This window comes from Mesorhizobium australicum WSM2073 (genome assembly GCF_000230995.2).
Taxonomy (GTDB): domain Bacteria; phylum Pseudomonadota; class Alphaproteobacteria; order Rhizobiales; family Rhizobiaceae; genus Mesorhizobium; species Mesorhizobium australicum.
On record NC_019973.1, the window covers coordinates 3,543,790 to 3,559,798 of the forward strand.

At 63.9% G+C, this 16,009-nt stretch carries 17 protein-coding genes; 12 read left to right on the plus strand and 5 right to left on the minus strand.

Annotated features, from left to right (window positions below; translation table 11 throughout):
* Positions 1-57 precede the first annotated feature (57 nt).
* From hflK to MESAU_RS17000, 4 genes are all read left to right on the plus strand, one after another.
* Positions 58-1,173 carry an FtsH protease activity modulator HflK gene (gene hflK / locus MESAU_RS16985; RefSeq protein ID WP_015317275.1) on the plus strand — a complete coding sequence of 372 codons (1,116 nt, stop codon included), beginning with the start codon at positions 58-60 and terminating at the stop codon, positions 1,171-1,173.
* On the plus strand, positions 1,173-2,135 hold the full coding sequence (gene hflC / locus MESAU_RS16990) for a protease modulator HflC (protein WP_015317276.1): 963 nt from the start codon (positions 1,173-1,175) through the stop codon (positions 2,133-2,135). The genes hflK and hflC overlap by 1 nt, the downstream gene beginning before the upstream one ends.
* Before the next feature lie 6 nt (positions 2,136-2,141).
* Positions 2,142-2,330, plus strand: coding sequence for a DUF2065 domain-containing protein (locus MESAU_RS16995; protein WP_015317277.1), 189 nt, complete (start codon positions 2,142-2,144; stop codon positions 2,328-2,330).
* Between the two features lie 144 nt (positions 2,331-2,474).
* The gene (locus MESAU_RS17000) at positions 2,475-3,992 is read left to right on the plus strand and encodes a DegQ family serine endoprotease (RefSeq protein WP_015317278.1); all 1,518 of its coding nucleotides are present in this window, start codon (positions 2,475-2,477) and stop codon (positions 3,990-3,992) included.
* 30 nt (positions 3,993-4,022) lie between these two features.
* On the opposite strand, the gene MESAU_RS17005 is transcribed toward MESAU_RS17000, so the two are convergent.
* Together MESAU_RS17005 and serB are read right to left on the minus strand one after the other, a co-directional pair.
* Positions 4,023-4,595 (minus strand): GNAT family N-acetyltransferase, encoded by a 573-nt coding sequence (locus MESAU_RS17005; RefSeq protein WP_015317279.1) that lies wholly within the window; start codon positions 4,593-4,595, stop codon positions 4,023-4,025.
* Positions 4,592-5,479 (minus strand): phosphoserine phosphatase SerB, encoded by an 888-nt coding sequence (gene serB / locus MESAU_RS17010; protein ID WP_015317280.1) that lies wholly within the window; start codon positions 5,477-5,479, stop codon positions 4,592-4,594. The genes MESAU_RS17005 and serB overlap by 4 nt, the downstream gene beginning before the upstream one ends.
* On the opposite strand from serB, the gene miaA reads away from it, so the two are divergent.
* Together miaA and MESAU_RS17020 are read left to right on the plus strand one after the other, a co-directional pair.
* On the plus strand, positions 5,469-6,434 hold the full coding sequence (gene miaA / locus MESAU_RS17015) for a tRNA (adenosine(37)-N6)-dimethylallyltransferase MiaA (protein ID WP_015317281.1): 966 nt from the start codon (positions 5,469-5,471) through the stop codon (positions 6,432-6,434). The two genes, serB and miaA, sit on opposite strands and share 11 nt — an antisense overlap.
* A gap of 105 nt (positions 6,435-6,539) precedes the next feature.
* Complete coding sequence (locus MESAU_RS17020) at positions 6,540-7,334, plus strand: GGDEF domain-containing protein (RefSeq protein ID WP_041163809.1); 795 nt, start codon at positions 6,540-6,542, stop codon at positions 7,332-7,334.
* 253 nt (positions 7,335-7,587) lie between these two features.
* On the opposite strand, the gene MESAU_RS17025 is transcribed toward MESAU_RS17020, so the two are convergent.
* The gene (locus MESAU_RS17025) at positions 7,588-9,420 is read right to left on the minus strand and encodes an ATP-binding protein (protein ID WP_015317283.1); all 1,833 of its coding nucleotides are present in this window, start codon (positions 9,418-9,420) and stop codon (positions 7,588-7,590) included.
* 154 nt (positions 9,421-9,574) lie between these two features.
* Here MESAU_RS17025 and MESAU_RS17030 point away from each other — a divergent pair, with 154 nt between their 5' ends.
* Genes MESAU_RS17030 through MESAU_RS17040 form a run of 3 tightly spaced genes read left to right on the plus strand, consistent with a single transcriptional unit; the run spans position 9,575 to position 11,024 of the window.
* Positions 9,575-10,138, plus strand: coding sequence for a helix-turn-helix domain-containing protein (locus MESAU_RS17030; RefSeq protein WP_015317284.1), 564 nt, complete (start codon positions 9,575-9,577; stop codon positions 10,136-10,138).
* Positions 10,139-10,142: 4 nt separating this feature from the next.
* Positions 10,143-10,451: a hypothetical protein gene (locus MESAU_RS17035; RefSeq protein WP_015317285.1), complete on the plus strand. Its 309-nt coding sequence runs from the start codon at positions 10,143-10,145 to the stop codon at positions 10,449-10,451.
* Positions 10,452-10,493: 42 nt separating this feature from the next.
* Complete coding sequence (locus MESAU_RS17040; protein WP_015317286.1) at positions 10,494-11,024, plus strand: GNAT family N-acetyltransferase; 531 nt, start codon at positions 10,494-10,496, stop codon at positions 11,022-11,024.
* A gap of 10 nt (positions 11,025-11,034) precedes the next feature.
* Here MESAU_RS17040 and MESAU_RS17045 read toward each other — a convergent pair whose 3' ends face one another.
* Positions 11,035-11,916, minus strand: coding sequence for a LysR family transcriptional regulator (locus MESAU_RS17045; protein WP_015317287.1), 882 nt, complete (start codon positions 11,914-11,916; stop codon positions 11,035-11,037).
* 117 nt (positions 11,917-12,033) lie between these two features.
* Between MESAU_RS17045 and tmpA the strand changes: the two genes are divergently transcribed.
* From tmpA to MESAU_RS17060, 3 genes are read left to right on the plus strand one after another with little or no spacing between them, the layout of a single operon-like run.
* On the plus strand, positions 12,034-13,185 hold the full coding sequence (gene tmpA, locus MESAU_RS17050) for a 2-trimethylaminoethylphosphonate dioxygenase (protein WP_015317288.1): 1,152 nt from the start codon (positions 12,034-12,036) through the stop codon (positions 13,183-13,185).
* Positions 13,182-13,766, plus strand: coding sequence for a (R)-1-hydroxy-2-trimethylaminoethylphosphonate oxygenase (gene tmpB / locus MESAU_RS17055; protein ID WP_015317289.1), 585 nt, complete (start codon positions 13,182-13,184; stop codon positions 13,764-13,766). The genes tmpA and tmpB overlap by 4 nt, the downstream gene beginning before the upstream one ends.
* Before the next feature lie 28 nt (positions 13,767-13,794).
* Positions 13,795-13,989 carry a hypothetical protein gene (locus tag MESAU_RS17060; protein WP_015317290.1) on the plus strand — a complete coding sequence of 65 codons (195 nt, stop codon included), beginning with the start codon at positions 13,795-13,797 and terminating at the stop codon, positions 13,987-13,989.
* On the opposite strand, the gene MESAU_RS17065 is transcribed toward MESAU_RS17060, so the two are convergent.
* The gene (locus MESAU_RS17065) at positions 13,977-15,785 is read right to left on the minus strand and encodes an NAD(P)/FAD-dependent oxidoreductase (RefSeq protein WP_015317291.1); all 1,809 of its coding nucleotides are present in this window, start codon (positions 15,783-15,785) and stop codon (positions 13,977-13,979) included. The two genes, MESAU_RS17060 and MESAU_RS17065, sit on opposite strands and share 13 nt — an antisense overlap.
* Positions 15,786-16,009: the final 224 nt, after the last annotated feature.

Sequence of the window (16,009 nt, forward strand, 5' to 3'; positions counted from 1 at the left end):
CACTGGATTTGCGCCGTAACCGCGGCGCTTGAGGGAATTCCAAGCGAAAGGACATTCATGCCCTGGAACGACAAAGGTGGCGGAGGCGGCGGCCCGTGGGGTGGCGGCGGTAACAATCAGGGACCCTGGGGGCAGGGACCGAAGGGGCCAAGCGGCCCGCAGGGGTCGCCTCCCGACCTCGAGGACATCATTCGCCGTGGCCAGGATCGGCTGCGGCGCGCGCTGCCCGGCGGCGGTGGCGCCAGTCCGGCGGTGTTCGGCCTGATTGCCGCGGTGCTGGTTGTTCTGTGGGCCTTCCAGGCGGTCTATACCGTGCAGCCCGACGAGGTCGCGGTCGAACTGCGCTTCGGCAAGCCGAAGGCCGAGCTTTCCCAGCCAGGCCTGCATTTCCACTGGTGGCCTCTCGAGACCGTCGAGACGGCGAAGATTTCAGAGCAGCTTGTCGACATTGGCGGCGGCAATACCAGCGGCAACGGGCTGATGCTCTCGGGCGACCAGAATATCGTCAATGTGCAGTTTTCGGTGGCCTACCAGGTCTCCGATCCCCGCGCTTACCTGTTCGACGTCTCCGACCCGGACGGCATGCTGCGGCAGGTTGCCGAGAGCGCCATGCGCGAAGCCGTCGGCCGCCGGCCGGCGCAGGACATTTTCCGCGACGATCGCCAGGGCATCGCGGCCTCGGTGCGCGAGATCATCCAGACGACGCTGGACGGCTACAAGGCCGGTCTCAACGTCAACGCCGTCTCCATCGAGGATGCGGCACCGCCACGCGAGGTGGCAGATGCGTTCGACGAGGTGCAGCGCGCCGAGCAGGACGAGGACAAGTTCGTCGAGCAGGCCAATCAGTATTCCAACCAGAAGCTCGGCCAGGCACGCGGCGAGGCGGCCCAGGTCCGCGAAGACGCGGCCGCCTACAAAAACCGTGTGGTGCAGGAAGCCGAAGGTGAGGCGCAGCGCTTCATCTCGGTCTACGACGAATATGCCAAAGCCCCCGATGTCACGCGCAAACGCCTTTATCTGGAAACCATGGAGAGGGTTCTGAAGGACTCGAGCAAGGTCATCGTCGAGCAGAACAACGGACAGGGTGTCTTGCCTTATCTGCCGCTGCCCGCATTGCAGCCGAAACCGCCAGCACCGGCCGCGCCCGCCGCGAACACGGGAGGTACCAAGTGATGGCCAACCGTCTTCCCATCGTCGTCGCCGTGGCGGCGGTCGTCCTGTTCCTGATCTATTCCTCGGTCTTCGTGGTCAATGCGCGCCAGCAGGCGCTGGTGCTCCGCTTCGGTGAGATCGTCGACGTCAAGAGCGAGCCCGGTATCTACTTCAAGGCGCCGTTCTCGTTCTTCGACGCGGATACGGTGCAACTGATCGAAAACAGGGTGCTGCGCTTCGACCTCGACAACATCCGTGTCCAGGTCTCGGGCGGCAAATTCTATGAAGTCGATGCCTTCATCGCCTATCGCATCTCGGATCCGCGCGTCTTCCGGGCCGCCGTGTCCGGTCAGATCGAACTGGCCGAAGCGCGGCTCAGGACGCGTCTCGACGCTGCCCTGCGCCGCGTCTACGGTCTGCGCGATTTCGAGGCCGCGCTTTCCGAAGAGCGTGCCGTGATGATGCGCGAAGTGCGCGATCAGCTCAGGCCCGACGCCACGTCGCTCGGCTTGCAGATCGAGGATGTTCGCATCCGCCGCACCGACCTGACGGCCGAAGTTTCACAGCAGACCTACGACCGCATGAAGGCGGAACGCCTGGCGGAGGCCGCGCGGCTGCGGGCACGCGGCAACGAAGCGGCACAGCGCATCACGGCGCGCGCCGATCGTGAAGTGGTCGAGATCGTTGCCGAAGCGCAGAAGGAGTCCGAGATCCTGCGCGGTGAGGGCGAGGCGCAGCGCAGTGCCACCTTCGCCGATGCCTACAAGCGCGATCCCGCCTTCTTCGACTTCTACCGGTCGATGAATGCCTATGGCACCGCGCTGGACAACACCGGGACGACCATGGTGCTGTCGCCGAGTTCGGAGTTCTTCCGCTACTTCCGCGATCCCGACGGCAAGGAAGGACCGGCGAAACCGACGGCGCCGGCTGCGCCGGCAGCGGCACCTGCCGCGCCGATGACACAACCCAGCACCGGCCAGTAACGGCCGGTGCAGGATTTCTTCGCGGCGATAGGCCTGGTCCTCGTCATAGAGGGCCTGGTCTATGGCGGCTTTCCCCGCCTTGCGAAGAAGCTCGCGGGCGAAGTTCTGTCGATGCCGGAGAATGCGTTGCGGATCGGCGGGCTGGCGGCGATCGCCATTGGTGTTGGCGTCGTCTGGCTGGTGCGGGGCGTGTAGAGGCGGCGGTTTGCGGAATAACGCTCGATTTACACTCCACCGATAGTCATAGCCGCAAACGTGCCGTATTTCTTGCCATCATGGCGCGACACGGCGTTTTCGTCGAAGCGCTTTTCTCTTTTAGAAATGCCGGGAGGCTTCTCGATGACATCCAACACCCTTTTGGACGCCGCTCGACGGACATTGGTCGCCGGCGCGGCAGCGCTGGTCCTGGGCGCCGTCGCCGTTCCGTCCTTCGTGGCCCCGACATTCGCCGCCGACGGACCGGCCTCGGTCGCCGACCTGGCGCAAGGCGTGCTTGGCGCGGTGGTCAATATATCGACCTCGCAGACGGTGAAGGGCACGGAAGGGCCGGGCGCGGTGCCGATGCCGCAACTGCCCGAAGGCTCGCCGTTCCAGGATTTTTTCGACGATTTCTTCAAGAACCGCGGTGGCGAAAAGGATGGCGGCTCGCAGAAGGTGCAGTCGCTCGGTTCGGGTTTCGTCATCGACGCCGAACAAGGCATCGTCGTCACCAACAACCACGTGATCGCCGATGCCGACGACATCGAGGTCAATTTCTCCGATGGCGTGACCTTGAAGGCGACGCTGGTCGGCACTGACACCAAGACCGACGTCGCGGTGCTGAAGGTCGATCCGAAAGGCCACAAGCTGACAGCGGTGAAATTCGGCGATTCCACCAAGATGCGCGTCGGCGACTGGGTGATGGCGGTCGGCAATCCGTTCGGCCTCGGCGGCACGGTCACGGTCGGCATCGTCTCGGCGCGCAACCGCGACATCAATTCAGGCCCCTATGACGACTTCATCCAGACCGACGCCGCGATCAACCGCGGCAATTCGGGCGGACCGCTGTTCAACAGCGCCGGTGAGGTCATCGGCATGAACACGGCGATCATTTCGCCGTCCGGCGGTTCGATCGGCATCGGCTTCTCCATTCCCTCGCAGCTCGCCTCTGGCGTCGTCGAGCAGTTGCGCCAATATGGCGAGACGCGGCGCGGCTGGCTCGGCGTGCGCATCCAGCCGGTGACGGACGACATCGCGGAAAGCCTCGGCATGGCGACCGCCAAGGGCGCGCTGGTGGCCGGCGTCATCAAGGGCGGACCAGTCGACAACGGCACCATCCAGGCCGGAGACGTCATCATCAAGTTCGACGGCAAGGACATCCATGAAATGCGCGACCTGCCGCGCGTCGTCGCCGAAAGCCCGGTGGGCAAGGCCGTCGACGTGCTGATCGTGCGCAAGGGTGTCGAGCAGACGGTGAAGGTGACGCTCGGCCGGCTTGAGGATGGCGAGAAGCTGGCCAGCGGCGAGAATGGCAATACCGACCAGGACAAGGGCGCTGACAAGGCTCCGGCCGTCTCGACCGCCTCGGTACTTGGCATGACGGTCGGCGAACTCAACGACGAGACGCGCAAGAAGTTCAGCATCGCCGGCGATGTCTCCGGCGTCGTCATCACCGACGTGGCCAAGGACTCCGCCGCCGCGGAACGCGGTATCCAGCCTGGCGAGGTGATCACCGAGATCGCGCAGGAGTCGGTCGCCACGCCCAAGGACGTCATGGAACGGATCGGCGCGCTGAAGGAGCAGGGCCGCAAGAACGCGCTCTTGATGCTGGCGTCGAAGACCGGTGAGTTGCGCTTCGTTACGATCCGGATGGATTGAAATTTCAATCCGGCGATTTGGAAAGGGCGGCTAACCCGCCGCCTTTTTTCTTGCCTGCCAGTCCTCGCGCGACAGCCGGTAGAGCACATGCCGCTTGAGCGCGGGATGGCTGTCTGGAATGCTGGGGTGGTCGAAATCGCTCGATGGGTCGGCTGTCATGCCGAGGCGTTTCATAACGGCGGTCGAGCGGTGGTTTTCCGCCACGGCGAAGGAAACGATCTCGTCGACCGCCAATGTCTCGAAGCCGTAGGCCAGCCATGCCTCCGAGGCCTCGGTGACATAGCCCTTGCCCCAGAATTCGGGAGCCAACCGCCAGCCGATCTCGATTGTGTCGGCCGGCAGCGATGGTACATCATCGGTCGCGAGGAGGCCGACGAAACCGATGCATTCGCCGGTCGCCGCAATCTCGGCCGCGGCGAAGCCGTAGCCGTCCTCATCGACCCAAGCGCGGAACTCATCCATCTTGGCGTCGGCGGCGGCACGGTCGCGGCGAAACGGGAAGAACTCCATCACGCGATCATCGGAATTGATGCGATGGAACAATTCGCGGTCGCGATCCTCCCAATTGCGCAGGATCAGGCGTTCGGTACGGATTGGCTTCATTGGACGAATTCTTCCTGCCGGTAGCCCTGCAGATAGAGCAGCGCAGTGAGGTCGGCATGGTCGATCCGGACTTTTGCCTGCGCCGCGACGGAAGGCTTGGCATGCAGCGCGACACCGGTTCCGGCCAGGCGGATCATGTCGAGATCGTTGGCGCCGTCGCCGACGGCGATGGCATCGGCCGGCGTTAGGCCAAGACGGGCACAGATTTCGAGCAGCGCCTCGGCCTTGGCGGCGCGGCCGAGGATCGGCTCGCCGACCAGCCCGGTGAAGCGTCCGTCCTGGTCGAGAAGGCGGTTGGCGCGGTCTTCCTGAAAGCCAAGCATCGCAGCGATGCGCGTCGTGAAAACCTCGAACCCACCCGAGACGAGCGCCGTCCAGGCGCCGTTGGCGCGCATGGTTTGGACCAGCGCGCGGCCGCCCGAGGCCAAGGTCAGCCGATTGGCGACGATATGGTCGACGACGGCGGCATCGAGCCCCTTGAGGAGCGCCACGCGCTCGCGCAGCGCCGGCTCGAAGGCGATCTCGCCGTTCATCGACCGTGCGGTGATCGCCGCGACATGATCCTTGACGCCGATCTCGTCGGCCAACTCGTCGATGCACTCCTGGTCGATCATGGTCGAGTCCATGTCGGCGAGAAGGATTTTCTTGCGGCGTGTTTCAGCCTGCTGGACGATCACGTCGACGGGCTCAGCGGCCAGTGCGGTACGAAGGCTCGCGGTCGTTTCATCGGCCTGCGCCGCTGGCGGCAGGGCAATGTCACAGGCAATGCCTTCGGCCAGCCATACGACAGCGCTTGCGCCCACCGACCGTGAGGCCATATTCGCAAGCGATGGCGACAGAGCGCGATCGGCGGGACGGGAAACAAGCGTGGCAATGAGCGGCATCGAGAATTCCGGCACGGATGCGGGCGAAGGCCGCGTGAAGAACGCGATCCTGATAGCCGGGCCGACCGCCAGCGGCAAGTCGGCGCTGGCGCTTGAACTGGCCGAACGCACAGGCGGCGTCATCGTCAACACCGATTCCATGCAGGGCTATGCGGTTCTCGACGTGCTGACGGCCCGGCCGCAGGCGGCCGAGCTCGCACGAGCGCCGCATTTTCTCTATGGGCATGTCCATCCCGGCACCGCCTACTCGACCGGCGCCTGGCTGCGCGACGTTATGAAACTCATTGATGACGGGACGCTCTCGCGGCGGCCAATCTTCGTCGGTGGCACCGGCCTCTACTTTCGTGCGCTGTCTGAAGGGATTTCGGAAATGCCTGATATTCCGCAACGGATACGCGACCGCTGGCGCTACGAATTGAAGGAGCAAGGCGCGGTCAAGCTGCATGCCTTGCTGCTACGCGAGGATTCGAGCGTCGCCATGCAGTTGAAGCCAACCGACAGTCAGCGCATCGTGCGGGCGCTCGAGGTGCTCGACGCCTCCGGCCGGTCGATCTTGGACTGGCAGGCAGAGCGCGGCCTCCCGCTCATCGACAGGCCGAGCGCGCATTTCCTGGTCGTCGAGCCGGATCGGGCAGCATTGGTTGACCGCATCGAAAGGCGTTTCGACCAGATGCTGGACAAGGGCGCGCTGGAGGAAGTCAAGCAGCTTGCGGCCCTTCGTCTGGATCCAGACCTGCCGGCGATGAAGGCGATCGGGGTTCGCGAGCTCCAGGCCGCGATCTCAGGGCAGTCGAGCTTTCCCGAGGCGATCGAGCGCGCCAAGATCGCGACAAGGCAATATGCCAAGCGGCAAGCCACCTGGTTTCGCCATCAGCTGGGGCCGGAATGGCAGAGACTTCGCCCCGGTGACGATCTCGAAACCACGATCCAAACACTTGTTGCTAATGCAACTTAAAAAGTTGCCCCTGAGGGAAGGGTTCTCGCCGAAGTTGTCGGAATTAACGCTCCGTAAGTCGGTCCCTGCGATAAGGTCATGGGGTATTTTTCCATCGGGGAGCAGATGCGTTTCCACAAAGCGGAATCCGCTTTTTTCGTCTTTATCTTCGTGATCCTGGCTGCTGGCCTGGTGACCCTGCACGCCTATGGGCAACTGCAATCCTTCGCCACTGAACTCCATACGGCCTCCGGCCTGGACAAGGTCATCTACCTCAACAAGCTCCTGTTCGCGACTGGCGTACTGCTCGCCACCGCGCTGTTTTTCGGCATCTTCTTCATCTATCCGCTGATCCGCAAGCAGGCGACCGAAGAGGGCAAGTTGCGCGCCATGACGGTGTCGCTCAGCGCCCGCTCCGAAACGCTCGAGCATGCCGCCCTGACCGACGGCCTGACCGGCATGCAGAACCGGCGCTATTTCGACGACGCGCTGAAGGAATATCTCGAGGAGTTCCGGCGCATCGAAAAACCGGTCGGGCTGATGATCCTCGATCTCGACCATTTCAAGCAGGTCAACGACACGCACGGCCACGATGTCGGCGACGAGGTGCTCAAGGCTGTCGCCAGATGCCTCAAGGACATGACACGTTTCCACGATGTGGTGGCGCGCCTGGGTGGTGAGGAGTTCGCCGTGGTCACGCCCAACATGGAGGCGGCCCTTCTGGCCAAATTCGCTGAGCGCATCCGCAAGGCGATCGCCAACATGTCGATCCTCTCCGGCAACAATGTCCGGCTCAAGATCACCACCAGCGTCGGGCTTGCCGTCTGGGATCGCAAGGAAACGGCGGAGGAATTCTATCGCCGCGCCGACCGCCAGCTCTACGAAGCCAAAAGGCAAGGCCGCAACCGCGTCTGCGCCTAAGATCCCATCACTGAATTCGTGATGCTGGCCGCTTGATGCCGGCTTCTGCGCTTCCGGCCTTCGCCGGCCGAAGCACTTATGAGACGTTGCGCTTTAAGGCTGCGGCCGGCGAAGGCCGATGCTCGCGGACCAAAACACCAATCGGCTCAGCCTGACCAACTCCCTGACGGGCTTCGCCCAAGCTTTCCGACGAAGACGGGATAGGCCGCTTGCACGGATTCTCGGGACTATTCATGGAGGCCTGACGCTCAGCTCAATCGTTCTGCGGGCGCAGGCCGAAGGTGGCGGGTTTGAGGCCGTAGCGTGTGTCGAAATCTTCGTCCGACTGCACGCGCGCCGCCGCCGGCGCTTTGCGGTAGTCGGGGTCGCCCGCCTGCCGGCCGGAATCGACCACCTCGGCGAAAGCCATCGCCTGGCTCTGCGGTTTCGGCACGTTACGCAGCCGCTCCACGATCGCCACCAGGTCGACCTCGCCGGCCTTGGACGTCACGTCTTCCTCGCGCTTGGCCGTGCCTGGAAGCAGGTGAGCGGGCAGTCTTTCGAATTTCAGCCGCATGGTCGTCGCCACGCCTTCGCCGAAGGCGATCGCTTCGCGCTGGCCCATGGAGGACAGGAACGCGAGCGTGGAGGCAGAAGAGTCGGCGATTGCCGAGCGGATGATCGCCTGGTCCTGCTCGTTGGCGAGCCGCATGGCGAAGAAGGTCGAGCACTGCGAGAGAATGGTCGGGTCGAGCTCGCCGGGGCGCTGGGTGACGACGCCGAGATAGCAACCATATTTGCGGCCTTCCTTGGCGATGCGCGACAGCGCGTGCCGGGTCGGCGCGAAGCCGAGACGCGCATCGGCGGGCATGTAGCGGTGCGCTTCCTCGCATAGGAACAACAGCTGCAGCTTGCCTTCGCTCCACAGAGCAAGGTCGAAGGCCAGACGCGCCAGCACCGAGCAGACGGAATTGACCACTTCCGACGGCATGCCGGCCATCTCGAAGCAGGTCACCGGACGGCCATGATGCGGCACGCGGAAGATGTTGCCGATCGTTTCGTGGATGGTGTCCTCGATCAGGCGCGAATTGAACATGAAGCGGTAGCGCGGATCGGCCGCCGCCGATTCGATGCGTGTCTTCAGCGATTTGAGGGTCGGACGATCGGTCTTGCTTTCGAGCATGCCCATGCGCTCGTCGATCTGCTTGAGCAGGTCGGCGATGCGGTAGGGCACCGGCGTATCGGCGGTCAGCGCATCGCTGCCGCGCCTCAGGTAGGCGCCTGAACCGGGGTTGCGATAGAGGTTCTTGGCGAGCGGAATGAGGTCGCGAAGGGCATCGATCTCTTCCGGCACCGTCTCGCGTCCGCGAAACAGCACTTCGGCGAATTCCTCCATCGTGAACATCCAGAACGGCAGGTCGAGCGTCTTGGAATCGACCCTGACGCAATATTCTGGCAGCGAGGCCGCGAACTCGTTGTGCGGATCGAGGATCAGGATGCGCAGGTCCGGTCGCGCCGCGATCGACTTGCGCAGCAGCAGCGACACCGCTGTCGACTTGCCGACGCCGGTCGTGCCGACAATGGCGAAGTGGCGCGCCAGCGTGTCATCGATGGCGATGTTGGCGGCGATCGCCTCGTCCTGCGCCAGCGAGCCGATGGTGATCGAATGGCGGCCGGCCAGGTCATAGACCGCCTGCAGGTCGCGGGTGCGGATGCGGTGCGCGACAGCGCCGATATGCGGATAGATGGTGATGCCGCGGTCGAAGATCGGCTTGGCCCCGGGTTCGGCGCCGTCACGGACTTCGCCGATCAGCTCGATGCTGACCTCGATGGCGTTCTTGCCGTCACTGTTCCAGGCCAGATCCGACTTGCCGATCGCGTAGACCAGGCCGACGGTTCGCGTCGTGCCAAGATTGATCGAGATCATCTTGCCGACCGTCCACAGGCCGGTGATCGCGCCGTCGGCGTCGTCGGCATAGGCGCTGATGGTGGCGCGCGCACCGTCGCATTGCACGACATTGCCCAGGATGCGCTTGTCGTGCTGGTCGGCTGTGCGGCGCTCCTGCGATGTCGGTTCTCCGACCGAAGCTTCGCGTTCGACATACATGGACAGGCCAATCCCCATTTCCCTTGAGGCCGTACCCTACAGAAACGGGGTTAAGGTCGGATGAGGTCGGATGGTGTAGAGAGGATTAAGGTCCTGGTGAAAATTGCTTTGAAATGGCTCTTCACGCACTTATTGGTTTCGTTATAATGGACGAATGGATGATATAGCGAACGACATTTCCTCGACCATCGGCAGGCGTATCCATACCGAAAGGACCATGCGGGACTGGTCGCTGGCCGAACTCGCCGAACAGTCCGGTGTTTCCAAGGCAATGCTGAGCACGATCGAGCGTGGCGTGACCAGCCCGACGGCGGCACTTCTGGTGCGCATAGCGGCGGCCTTCGGCATGACGCTCTCGACCCTCATCGCACGGGCGGAATTGCAGGGCGGCGGGCTGCTGCGCGCAGCCGGCCAGCCAGTGTGGCGCGACCCCGACACAGGCTATGTCAGGCGGCATTTGTCGCCGGCCTGCGACATGCCGCTCGAACTGATCAAGGTCCATCTGCCGGCGGGCGCGAAGGTCAGCTTGCCGGCGGCTTCCTACGCCTTCATCAAGCAGCAGATCTGGCTGATCTCGGGAAAACTCGAATTCACCGAGGGTGACCAGGTGCACAGGCTCGAACCGGGCGACTGCCTGGCGCTCGGAGCGCCGTCGGATTGCACCTTTCATGCGCTGGAGCCGGGCGCCGATTATCTCGTCGCCCTGGTCAGGAGCTGACGTCATGGCACGACGGCCAAAGCGCTCCCACAATGGGGGGCCGCCTCTTGACGACTACAAGGGGCCGCCATGGGGCAAGGGCGATCCATACATCTTCCTGGCCTGGCAGGCCGCGCACGCCAATGCATGGAAGGCGCCGAGCCGCGAAGTCATGCTGATGCGGATGGACAAGGCCGAACGGCTGGGGCTGACCTATGAGGAGTACACGCTCGAGATCCTGGAGCGCGGTCGGCATCTCAAGGAAGAAGACACCGAACGCATCGGCGCCATCAAGGCCGCGCGCAAGCGGCGGCGTGTGCGCCATCTCGACTGAAGCGGCGCTGTCGACCCATCAATCGTTTCCAGAGGACCAGGTATGAACGTCATAGAAATCGGGCCGTTGACCGCAAGCCGGGAAACACTCGCACAGCTGACCGATCTGCTGGTCGAAACGGTTGCCGCCGGCGGATCGGTCAGCTTCATGCATCCGCTGGCGTTGGATGTTGCCAGCGCGTTCTGGGAGACGTCGCTGGCCGCGGCGGCACGAGGGCAAAGAATGGTGCTTGGGGCATGGGACGGCGGCGCTCTGGTCGGCACCGTCACCCTGCTGCTCGACTGTCCGCCCAATCAGCCGCATCGGGCCGAGATCGCCAAGCTGATGACATCGGTCGGGCAGCGGGGCAGGGGTGTCGGGACGCGCCTGATGCGAGCCGCCGAACGCCTCGCGGCGGAGAAGGGACGCACGCTGCTGGTTCTGGATACGGCGAGCGAAGAGGGTGCGTCGGGACTTTATGAGAAGCTTGGCTTCACCTTGGCCGGCGAAGTTCCGGACTATGCGCTGAAGCCGCATGGCGGGCTGACGGGCACGCTGATCTACTGGAAGCGCATCGGCACAGCGTCGCGGTAACGCCAGTCACTCATGCCTTCCCGGCGAGGCGCTTCAGCAGCCAATGGCGGAAATCCTGCTCGGCGCTGGTCAGGTGCGCGGTCGACGGCCCCGTCAGGAAATGCCCTGACGTGCTGGGCAGCTCAAAAACGGAAAGCCGGACCAGCGCTCCGCCGTCGAGCGCCGCGTCGATTAGGGGCCGCGACCCAAGGAGGACGCCGGCACCGGCGCTCGCCGCATGCATGGCGGCAACGAAACTGTCGAAGCGATGCGAGCGCCGGGGATGGCCGGCCAATCCGGCCGCCGCGAACCATTCGGCCCACATCTCGCGTGCGCCGGCCACCAGAAGCAGCGGCAGCGATGTCCAGTCGGCGGCACTGGCCAAGGCCGGGCTTGCCACCGGCACAAGCCGCTCGGCGGTCAGCCTCTCGGCCTCGCGTCCGGGAAAGGATCCGTTGCCGAAACGGATGTCGAGCGCCGAGCCTGGCAAATCGTAGTCGGTCGGGCGATGGATCGTCACCAGATCAAGCTGGATGCGCGGCAGCGCCTCGGCGAGGTCGGGCAGCGCCGGAACCAGCGCCAGCAGCGCAAACGAGATCGGCACCCGGAGCGAGACGGTCTGGACGGCGCGCGGTTCGAACAGTTCCGTGGTGCTGCTGCCAATGGTGGCGAAGGCCGACTGGATGTGGGGCAGGTAGGCGGCACCTTCCGGCGACAGCGCGACCCCACGCGCCAGCCGCGAGAACAGACGCGTCTTCAGCCTTTCCTCGAGCAGCCGGATGTGCTGGCTGACGGCCGCCTGGGTCAGGCCGAGTTCGGCTGCCGCCGCGGTGAAGTTCGACAGCCGTGCCGCAGCCTCGAAACTGCGCAGCCAGTCGAGTGGAGGAAGGGTAGGAGCGGTTCGCCGTGCCATTACCAAATCGCTGCCATTGGCCAAAAAATGATAATTGGAATTATACCTTTCGGGAGGTCAACATGCAATCCAAACCACGGCACGACCGTGGGCAACAAGGCGACAGGACGGATTTCCATGCTCACCCACGTGCTGGTTGGCGATGAAGGCAGAACAATCGAACTTGGTTGGACAGAAGGCAAGCGTACCCGCTTCCACGCCGTCTGGCTGCGCGACAACGCGCTTGACGACAAGACGCGCAGCGCCGGCAATGGCCAACGCCTGATCACCATCCTCGACATTCCGGCGAAGACGAGAATTGGCGCTGCCGCCATCAAGGCCGGAGCGCTGGAGATCAGCTTCGAGCCGGAGGGAAAAACGGTCAGCTTTCCCGCCCAATGGCTGCGTGCGAACGCCTATGATCGCGACGAGACACGCCAGCCTGGTTGGACAGGCGATGTCATCCAGCGCTGGACCAGGGCGACGATGCAGAACGCGGTGCCGCGCGCCAGCTATCCGGCGGCCTTGCATGGCCGCGGTGTCCTGCGCGAATGGCTTTCGGCGGTGAGGACTTATGGTTTTGCGGTGATGGACGGGCTGCCGGCCGAATCCGGGGCGCTGTGCAAGGTGTCCGACCTGTTCGGCTATATCAGGGAGACCAATTACGGGCGCTGGTTCGAAGTGCGCGCCGAGGTCAACCCGAACAATCTCGCCTACACCAATCTCGGCCTGCAGGCGCATACCGACAATCCCTATCGCGATCCGGTGCCGACGCTGCAGATCCTGTCCTGCATCGAGAACACGGTGGAGGGCGGTGAATCCAGCGTCGTCGACGGCTTTGCCGTCGCGGCCGCTCTTCAAACGGAAAATCCCGAAGGTTTTCGGCTGTTGAGTTCCCATGCGGCGCGGTTCGAATATGCGGGGTCGTCCGGCGTGCGGCTGCAGGCGAAGCGCCCGATGATCGAGCTTGGACCCGACGGCGAACTGATCTGCATCCGCTTCAACAACCGTTCGCTGGCGCCGACCGTCGACGTGTCGTTCGCCGAGATGGGCGCTTATTATGCCGCCTACCGCCGCTTCGCCGAGCTGATCGAGGATCCATCCTTCGAAGTCACCTTCAAGCTCGAGCCCGGCCAGGCCTTCATCGTCGACAACACCCGCGTCATGCATGCCCGCAAGGCGTTTTCCGGCACCGGCAAGCGCTGGCTGCAGGGATGCTACGCCGACAAGGACGGCCTGTTGTCGACGCTCGCGGCGATCGAACACGGCTTCAAGGAGGCCGCGGAATGATCGGCCAGGATCTGAACGCGGACACCATCGTCGAATTCATCGCCGACATTTTTGAGCGCCGGGGCGCCGAATCCTATCTCGGCGAGCCGGTGACGATGTCCGAGCATATGCTGCAAGGGGCTTGGCTGGCGGAACAGGATGGAGCCCCAGACGTGCTGGTGGCCGCCGCGCTGCTGCACGACATCGGCCATTACACCAGCGAGTTCGGCACCTATTCGCCTGACGATGTCGAGGACAAGCACCATGACGAGGCCGGCGGCGAAGTGCTGGCGCCGTTCTTCCCGCCTGTCATCGTCGAGTGCGTCCGGCTGCACGTTGCCGCCAAGCGCTATCTCTGCGCCGCCGACCCGACCTATTTCTCCAGGCTGTCGCCGGCTTCGGTTCATACCTTGTCGCTGCAGGGCGGACCGATGAGTGCCGACGAGGTGGCTGCGTTCCGCGAGAACCCGTTCCATGAGGAAGCGGTGCGGGTTCGCATCTGGGACGAGGGCGGCAAGGTCGCCAATATGCGGACGCGGGCGTTTCGCGACTATGTGCCGTTGCTGCAGCGCGTCGTGCACGACTTCGCCAATCGGCCCTGACGAGACCAATGATCAGGAGGAGACAGCCATGTGCTTCTGCTTCGACGGCGAAAGCGCGGTGGCGGCATACCGGCCCTGCCGCGAGCGTTTGGCTGACGAGGGCGTTTTCACGCCATCGCCGACCAGCCCCAGCGGCGAACTCGCCGCTGCCGCCTTGTTCGACGTCGCCGACGCGGGACAGGTTCACCGTGTCGATGCGGGAGACGCGACCTATCCCTTGTGATGGACCTGCTGCAGCCCGTAGACTGGTGTCGGCAAGCCAACCTGCCGGGCTTTGAGCTGCAGCGCCAGATATTGCGAATAGTGGCGTGACTGATGGAGGTTGCCGCCATGGAACCACAGCGCCTCCTGCTGGGTCGGCTTCCACATGTTGCGCTGCTCGCCTTCCCAGGGGCCGGGATCCTTGGCGGTGTTGGAGCCAAGGCCCCAGACCTTGCCGACCTTGTCAGCCACCTCCTGCGAGATGAGGTCCGCCGCCCATCCGTTCATCGAGCCGTAGCCTGTGGCGTAGATCACGAGATCGGCCGGCAATTCGGTGCCATCGGCGAATTTGACGCCGGTTTGCGTCAATTCCCGCACCGCCGCACCTGGTCCGCTCTTGAGCTTGATCGAGCCGTCTATGACCAGGTCGCAGGCGCCGACATCGATGTAGTAACCCGAACCCCGGCGCAGATATTTCATGAACAGGCCTGAGCCGTCATCGCCCCAGTCGAGCAGGAAGCCGGCCTTTTCCAGGTCCGCGTAGAACTTCGCGTCGCGTTCCTTCATCTGCTGGTAAAGCGGGATCTGGAACTCGTGCAGGATGCGATAGGGCAGGGAGGCGAAGATCAGGTCGGCCTTGCGCGTCGTCATGCCGTTCTCCACCGCCTGCTCGGAATAGAGTGCGCTGAGCCCGATATCCATCAGTGTGTCGGACTTGACGATATGGGTGGAGGAGCGCTGCACCATGGTAACGTCCGCGCCTCTCTCCCAGAGAGCCGCGCAGATGTCGTGGGCGGAGTTGTTGGAGCCGATGACCACGACCTTCTTGCCGCGATATTTGTCGGGGCCGGGATGGGTCGAGGAATGCTGCTGCTCGCCCTTGAAGATGTCCTGGCCCTTGTATTTCGGCCAGTTCGCCTTGCCGGACATGCCGGTGGCCAGCACCAACTGCTTGGGCTTGAGCACGATCTCTTCGCCGTCTCGCTCGACCACGACGGTCCATTCCTTGGCCGTCTCGTCGTATTTCGCGGATTTAGCCGAGGTGGAGGACCAGTAGTTCAGCTCCATCACCTTCGTGTACATCTCCAGCCAGTCGCCGATCTTGTCCTTCGGGGCGAAGACCGGCCAGTTCTTGGGGAAGTCGATATAGGGCAGATGGTCGTACCAGACCGGATCGTGCAGGCAGAGCGACTTGTAGCGCTTGCGCCAGGAATCGCCGGGACGCTCGTTCTTCTCAATGATGATGGCCGATACGCCGAGCTGGCGCAGGCGCGCGCCGAGCGCAATGCCGCCCTGGCCACCGCCGATGATCACGACATAAGGCTGCTTGCCGCGGCCGAGTTCGGCGATCTCGTCATCACGCTCCTCGCGCCAGGATTTCCTGTCCTTGCCGTGACCGTGCTTGGCGCCGAGCGGCCGATTGAAACCGGCCTTCTCCTCATGGCCCTTGAGTTCGGCCATGGTGGTGAGCAAGGTCCAGATCAGGTCGCCCTTGAACCGCACCAGGCCGAAGCCGCGCGCCACCTCGGTCTCGAAGGTGATCCAGGCGGTGGTGACGCCGTCCGCCTCGGTCGCCTCCTCGCCTTCGGCCACCCTCCAGTCGCTCGGCCGGGTTCCAGCCAGCGTCGCTTTCAGCATGTCGCGGACCTGCTCCTGGCCCTCCATCGTCCTGAGATTCCAGGTGAAGGTGACGAGGTCGCGCCAGTAGCAATCCGCCTGGAAACAGTTGACCGCCGCGTCGATGTCGCCGGTCTCCAGCGCCTTGCCAAGCTTGTCGAGCAGGGCCTGCGCCTTCGTGGTGGGTGTTCTCTCGAGCATGGTTTCTCCTCCGGTTGTCGGTTTCCAAGAACGCCTGTTCAGGCTTCCACTGGAACAGCAAGCGGCCGGCCAGGACCTCCCTGCCTGGGGATGGGGCTCCCATTCGCCGGCAACGCGTCTCCTCCCAGGCACGTCGTCAGCCCGGCATAGTGGTGCGTCGATGGGATGGGCTCAACTGTACTATGGTAGCGCGCGGCGGAGCCGATCTCACGGCTGAGTGAATT

Excerpts from the sequence above, each read along its gene's own strand:
- hflK (WP_015317275.1), top strand. The coding sequence starts at position 58 with ATGCCCTGGAACGACAAAGGTGGCGGAGGCGGCGGCCCGTGGGGTGGC.
- hflC (WP_015317276.1), top strand. The coding sequence starts at position 1,173 with ATGGCCAACCGTCTTCCCATCGTCGTCGCCGTGGCGGCGGTCGTCCTG.
- MESAU_RS17000 (WP_015317278.1), top strand. The coding sequence starts at position 2,475 with ATGACATCCAACACCCTTTTGGACGCCGCTCGACGGACATTGGTCGCC.
- MESAU_RS17005 (WP_015317279.1), bottom strand. The coding sequence starts at position 4,595 with ATGAAGCCAATCCGTACCGAACGCCTGATCCTGCGCAATTGGGAGGAT.
- miaA (WP_015317281.1), top strand. The coding sequence starts at position 5,469 with ATGAGCGGCATCGAGAATTCCGGCACGGATGCGGGCGAAGGCCGCGTG.
- serB (WP_015317280.1), bottom strand. The coding sequence starts at position 5,479 with ATGCCGCTCATTGCCACGCTTGTTTCCCGTCCCGCCGATCGCGCTCTG.
- MESAU_RS17020 (WP_041163809.1), top strand. The coding sequence starts at position 6,540 with ATGCGTTTCCACAAAGCGGAATCCGCTTTTTTCGTCTTTATCTTCGTG.
- MESAU_RS17025 (WP_015317283.1), bottom strand. The coding sequence starts at position 9,420 with ATGTATGTCGAACGCGAAGCTTCGGTCGGAGAACCGACATCGCAGGAG.
- MESAU_RS17030 (WP_015317284.1), top strand. The coding sequence starts at position 9,575 with ATGGATGATATAGCGAACGACATTTCCTCGACCATCGGCAGGCGTATC.
- MESAU_RS17035 (WP_015317285.1), top strand. The coding sequence starts at position 10,143 with ATGGCACGACGGCCAAAGCGCTCCCACAATGGGGGGCCGCCTCTTGAC.
- MESAU_RS17040 (WP_015317286.1), top strand. The coding sequence starts at position 10,494 with ATGAACGTCATAGAAATCGGGCCGTTGACCGCAAGCCGGGAAACACTC.
- MESAU_RS17045 (WP_015317287.1), bottom strand. The coding sequence starts at position 11,916 with ATGGCACGGCGAACCGCTCCTACCCTTCCTCCACTCGACTGGCTGCGC.
- tmpA (WP_015317288.1), top strand. The coding sequence starts at position 12,034 with ATGCTCACCCACGTGCTGGTTGGCGATGAAGGCAGAACAATCGAACTT.
- tmpB (WP_015317289.1), top strand. The coding sequence starts at position 13,182 with ATGATCGGCCAGGATCTGAACGCGGACACCATCGTCGAATTCATCGCC.
- MESAU_RS17060 (WP_015317290.1), top strand. The coding sequence starts at position 13,795 with ATGTGCTTCTGCTTCGACGGCGAAAGCGCGGTGGCGGCATACCGGCCC.
- MESAU_RS17065 (WP_015317291.1), bottom strand. The coding sequence starts at position 15,785 with ATGCTCGAGAGAACACCCACCACGAAGGCGCAGGCCCTGCTCGACAAG.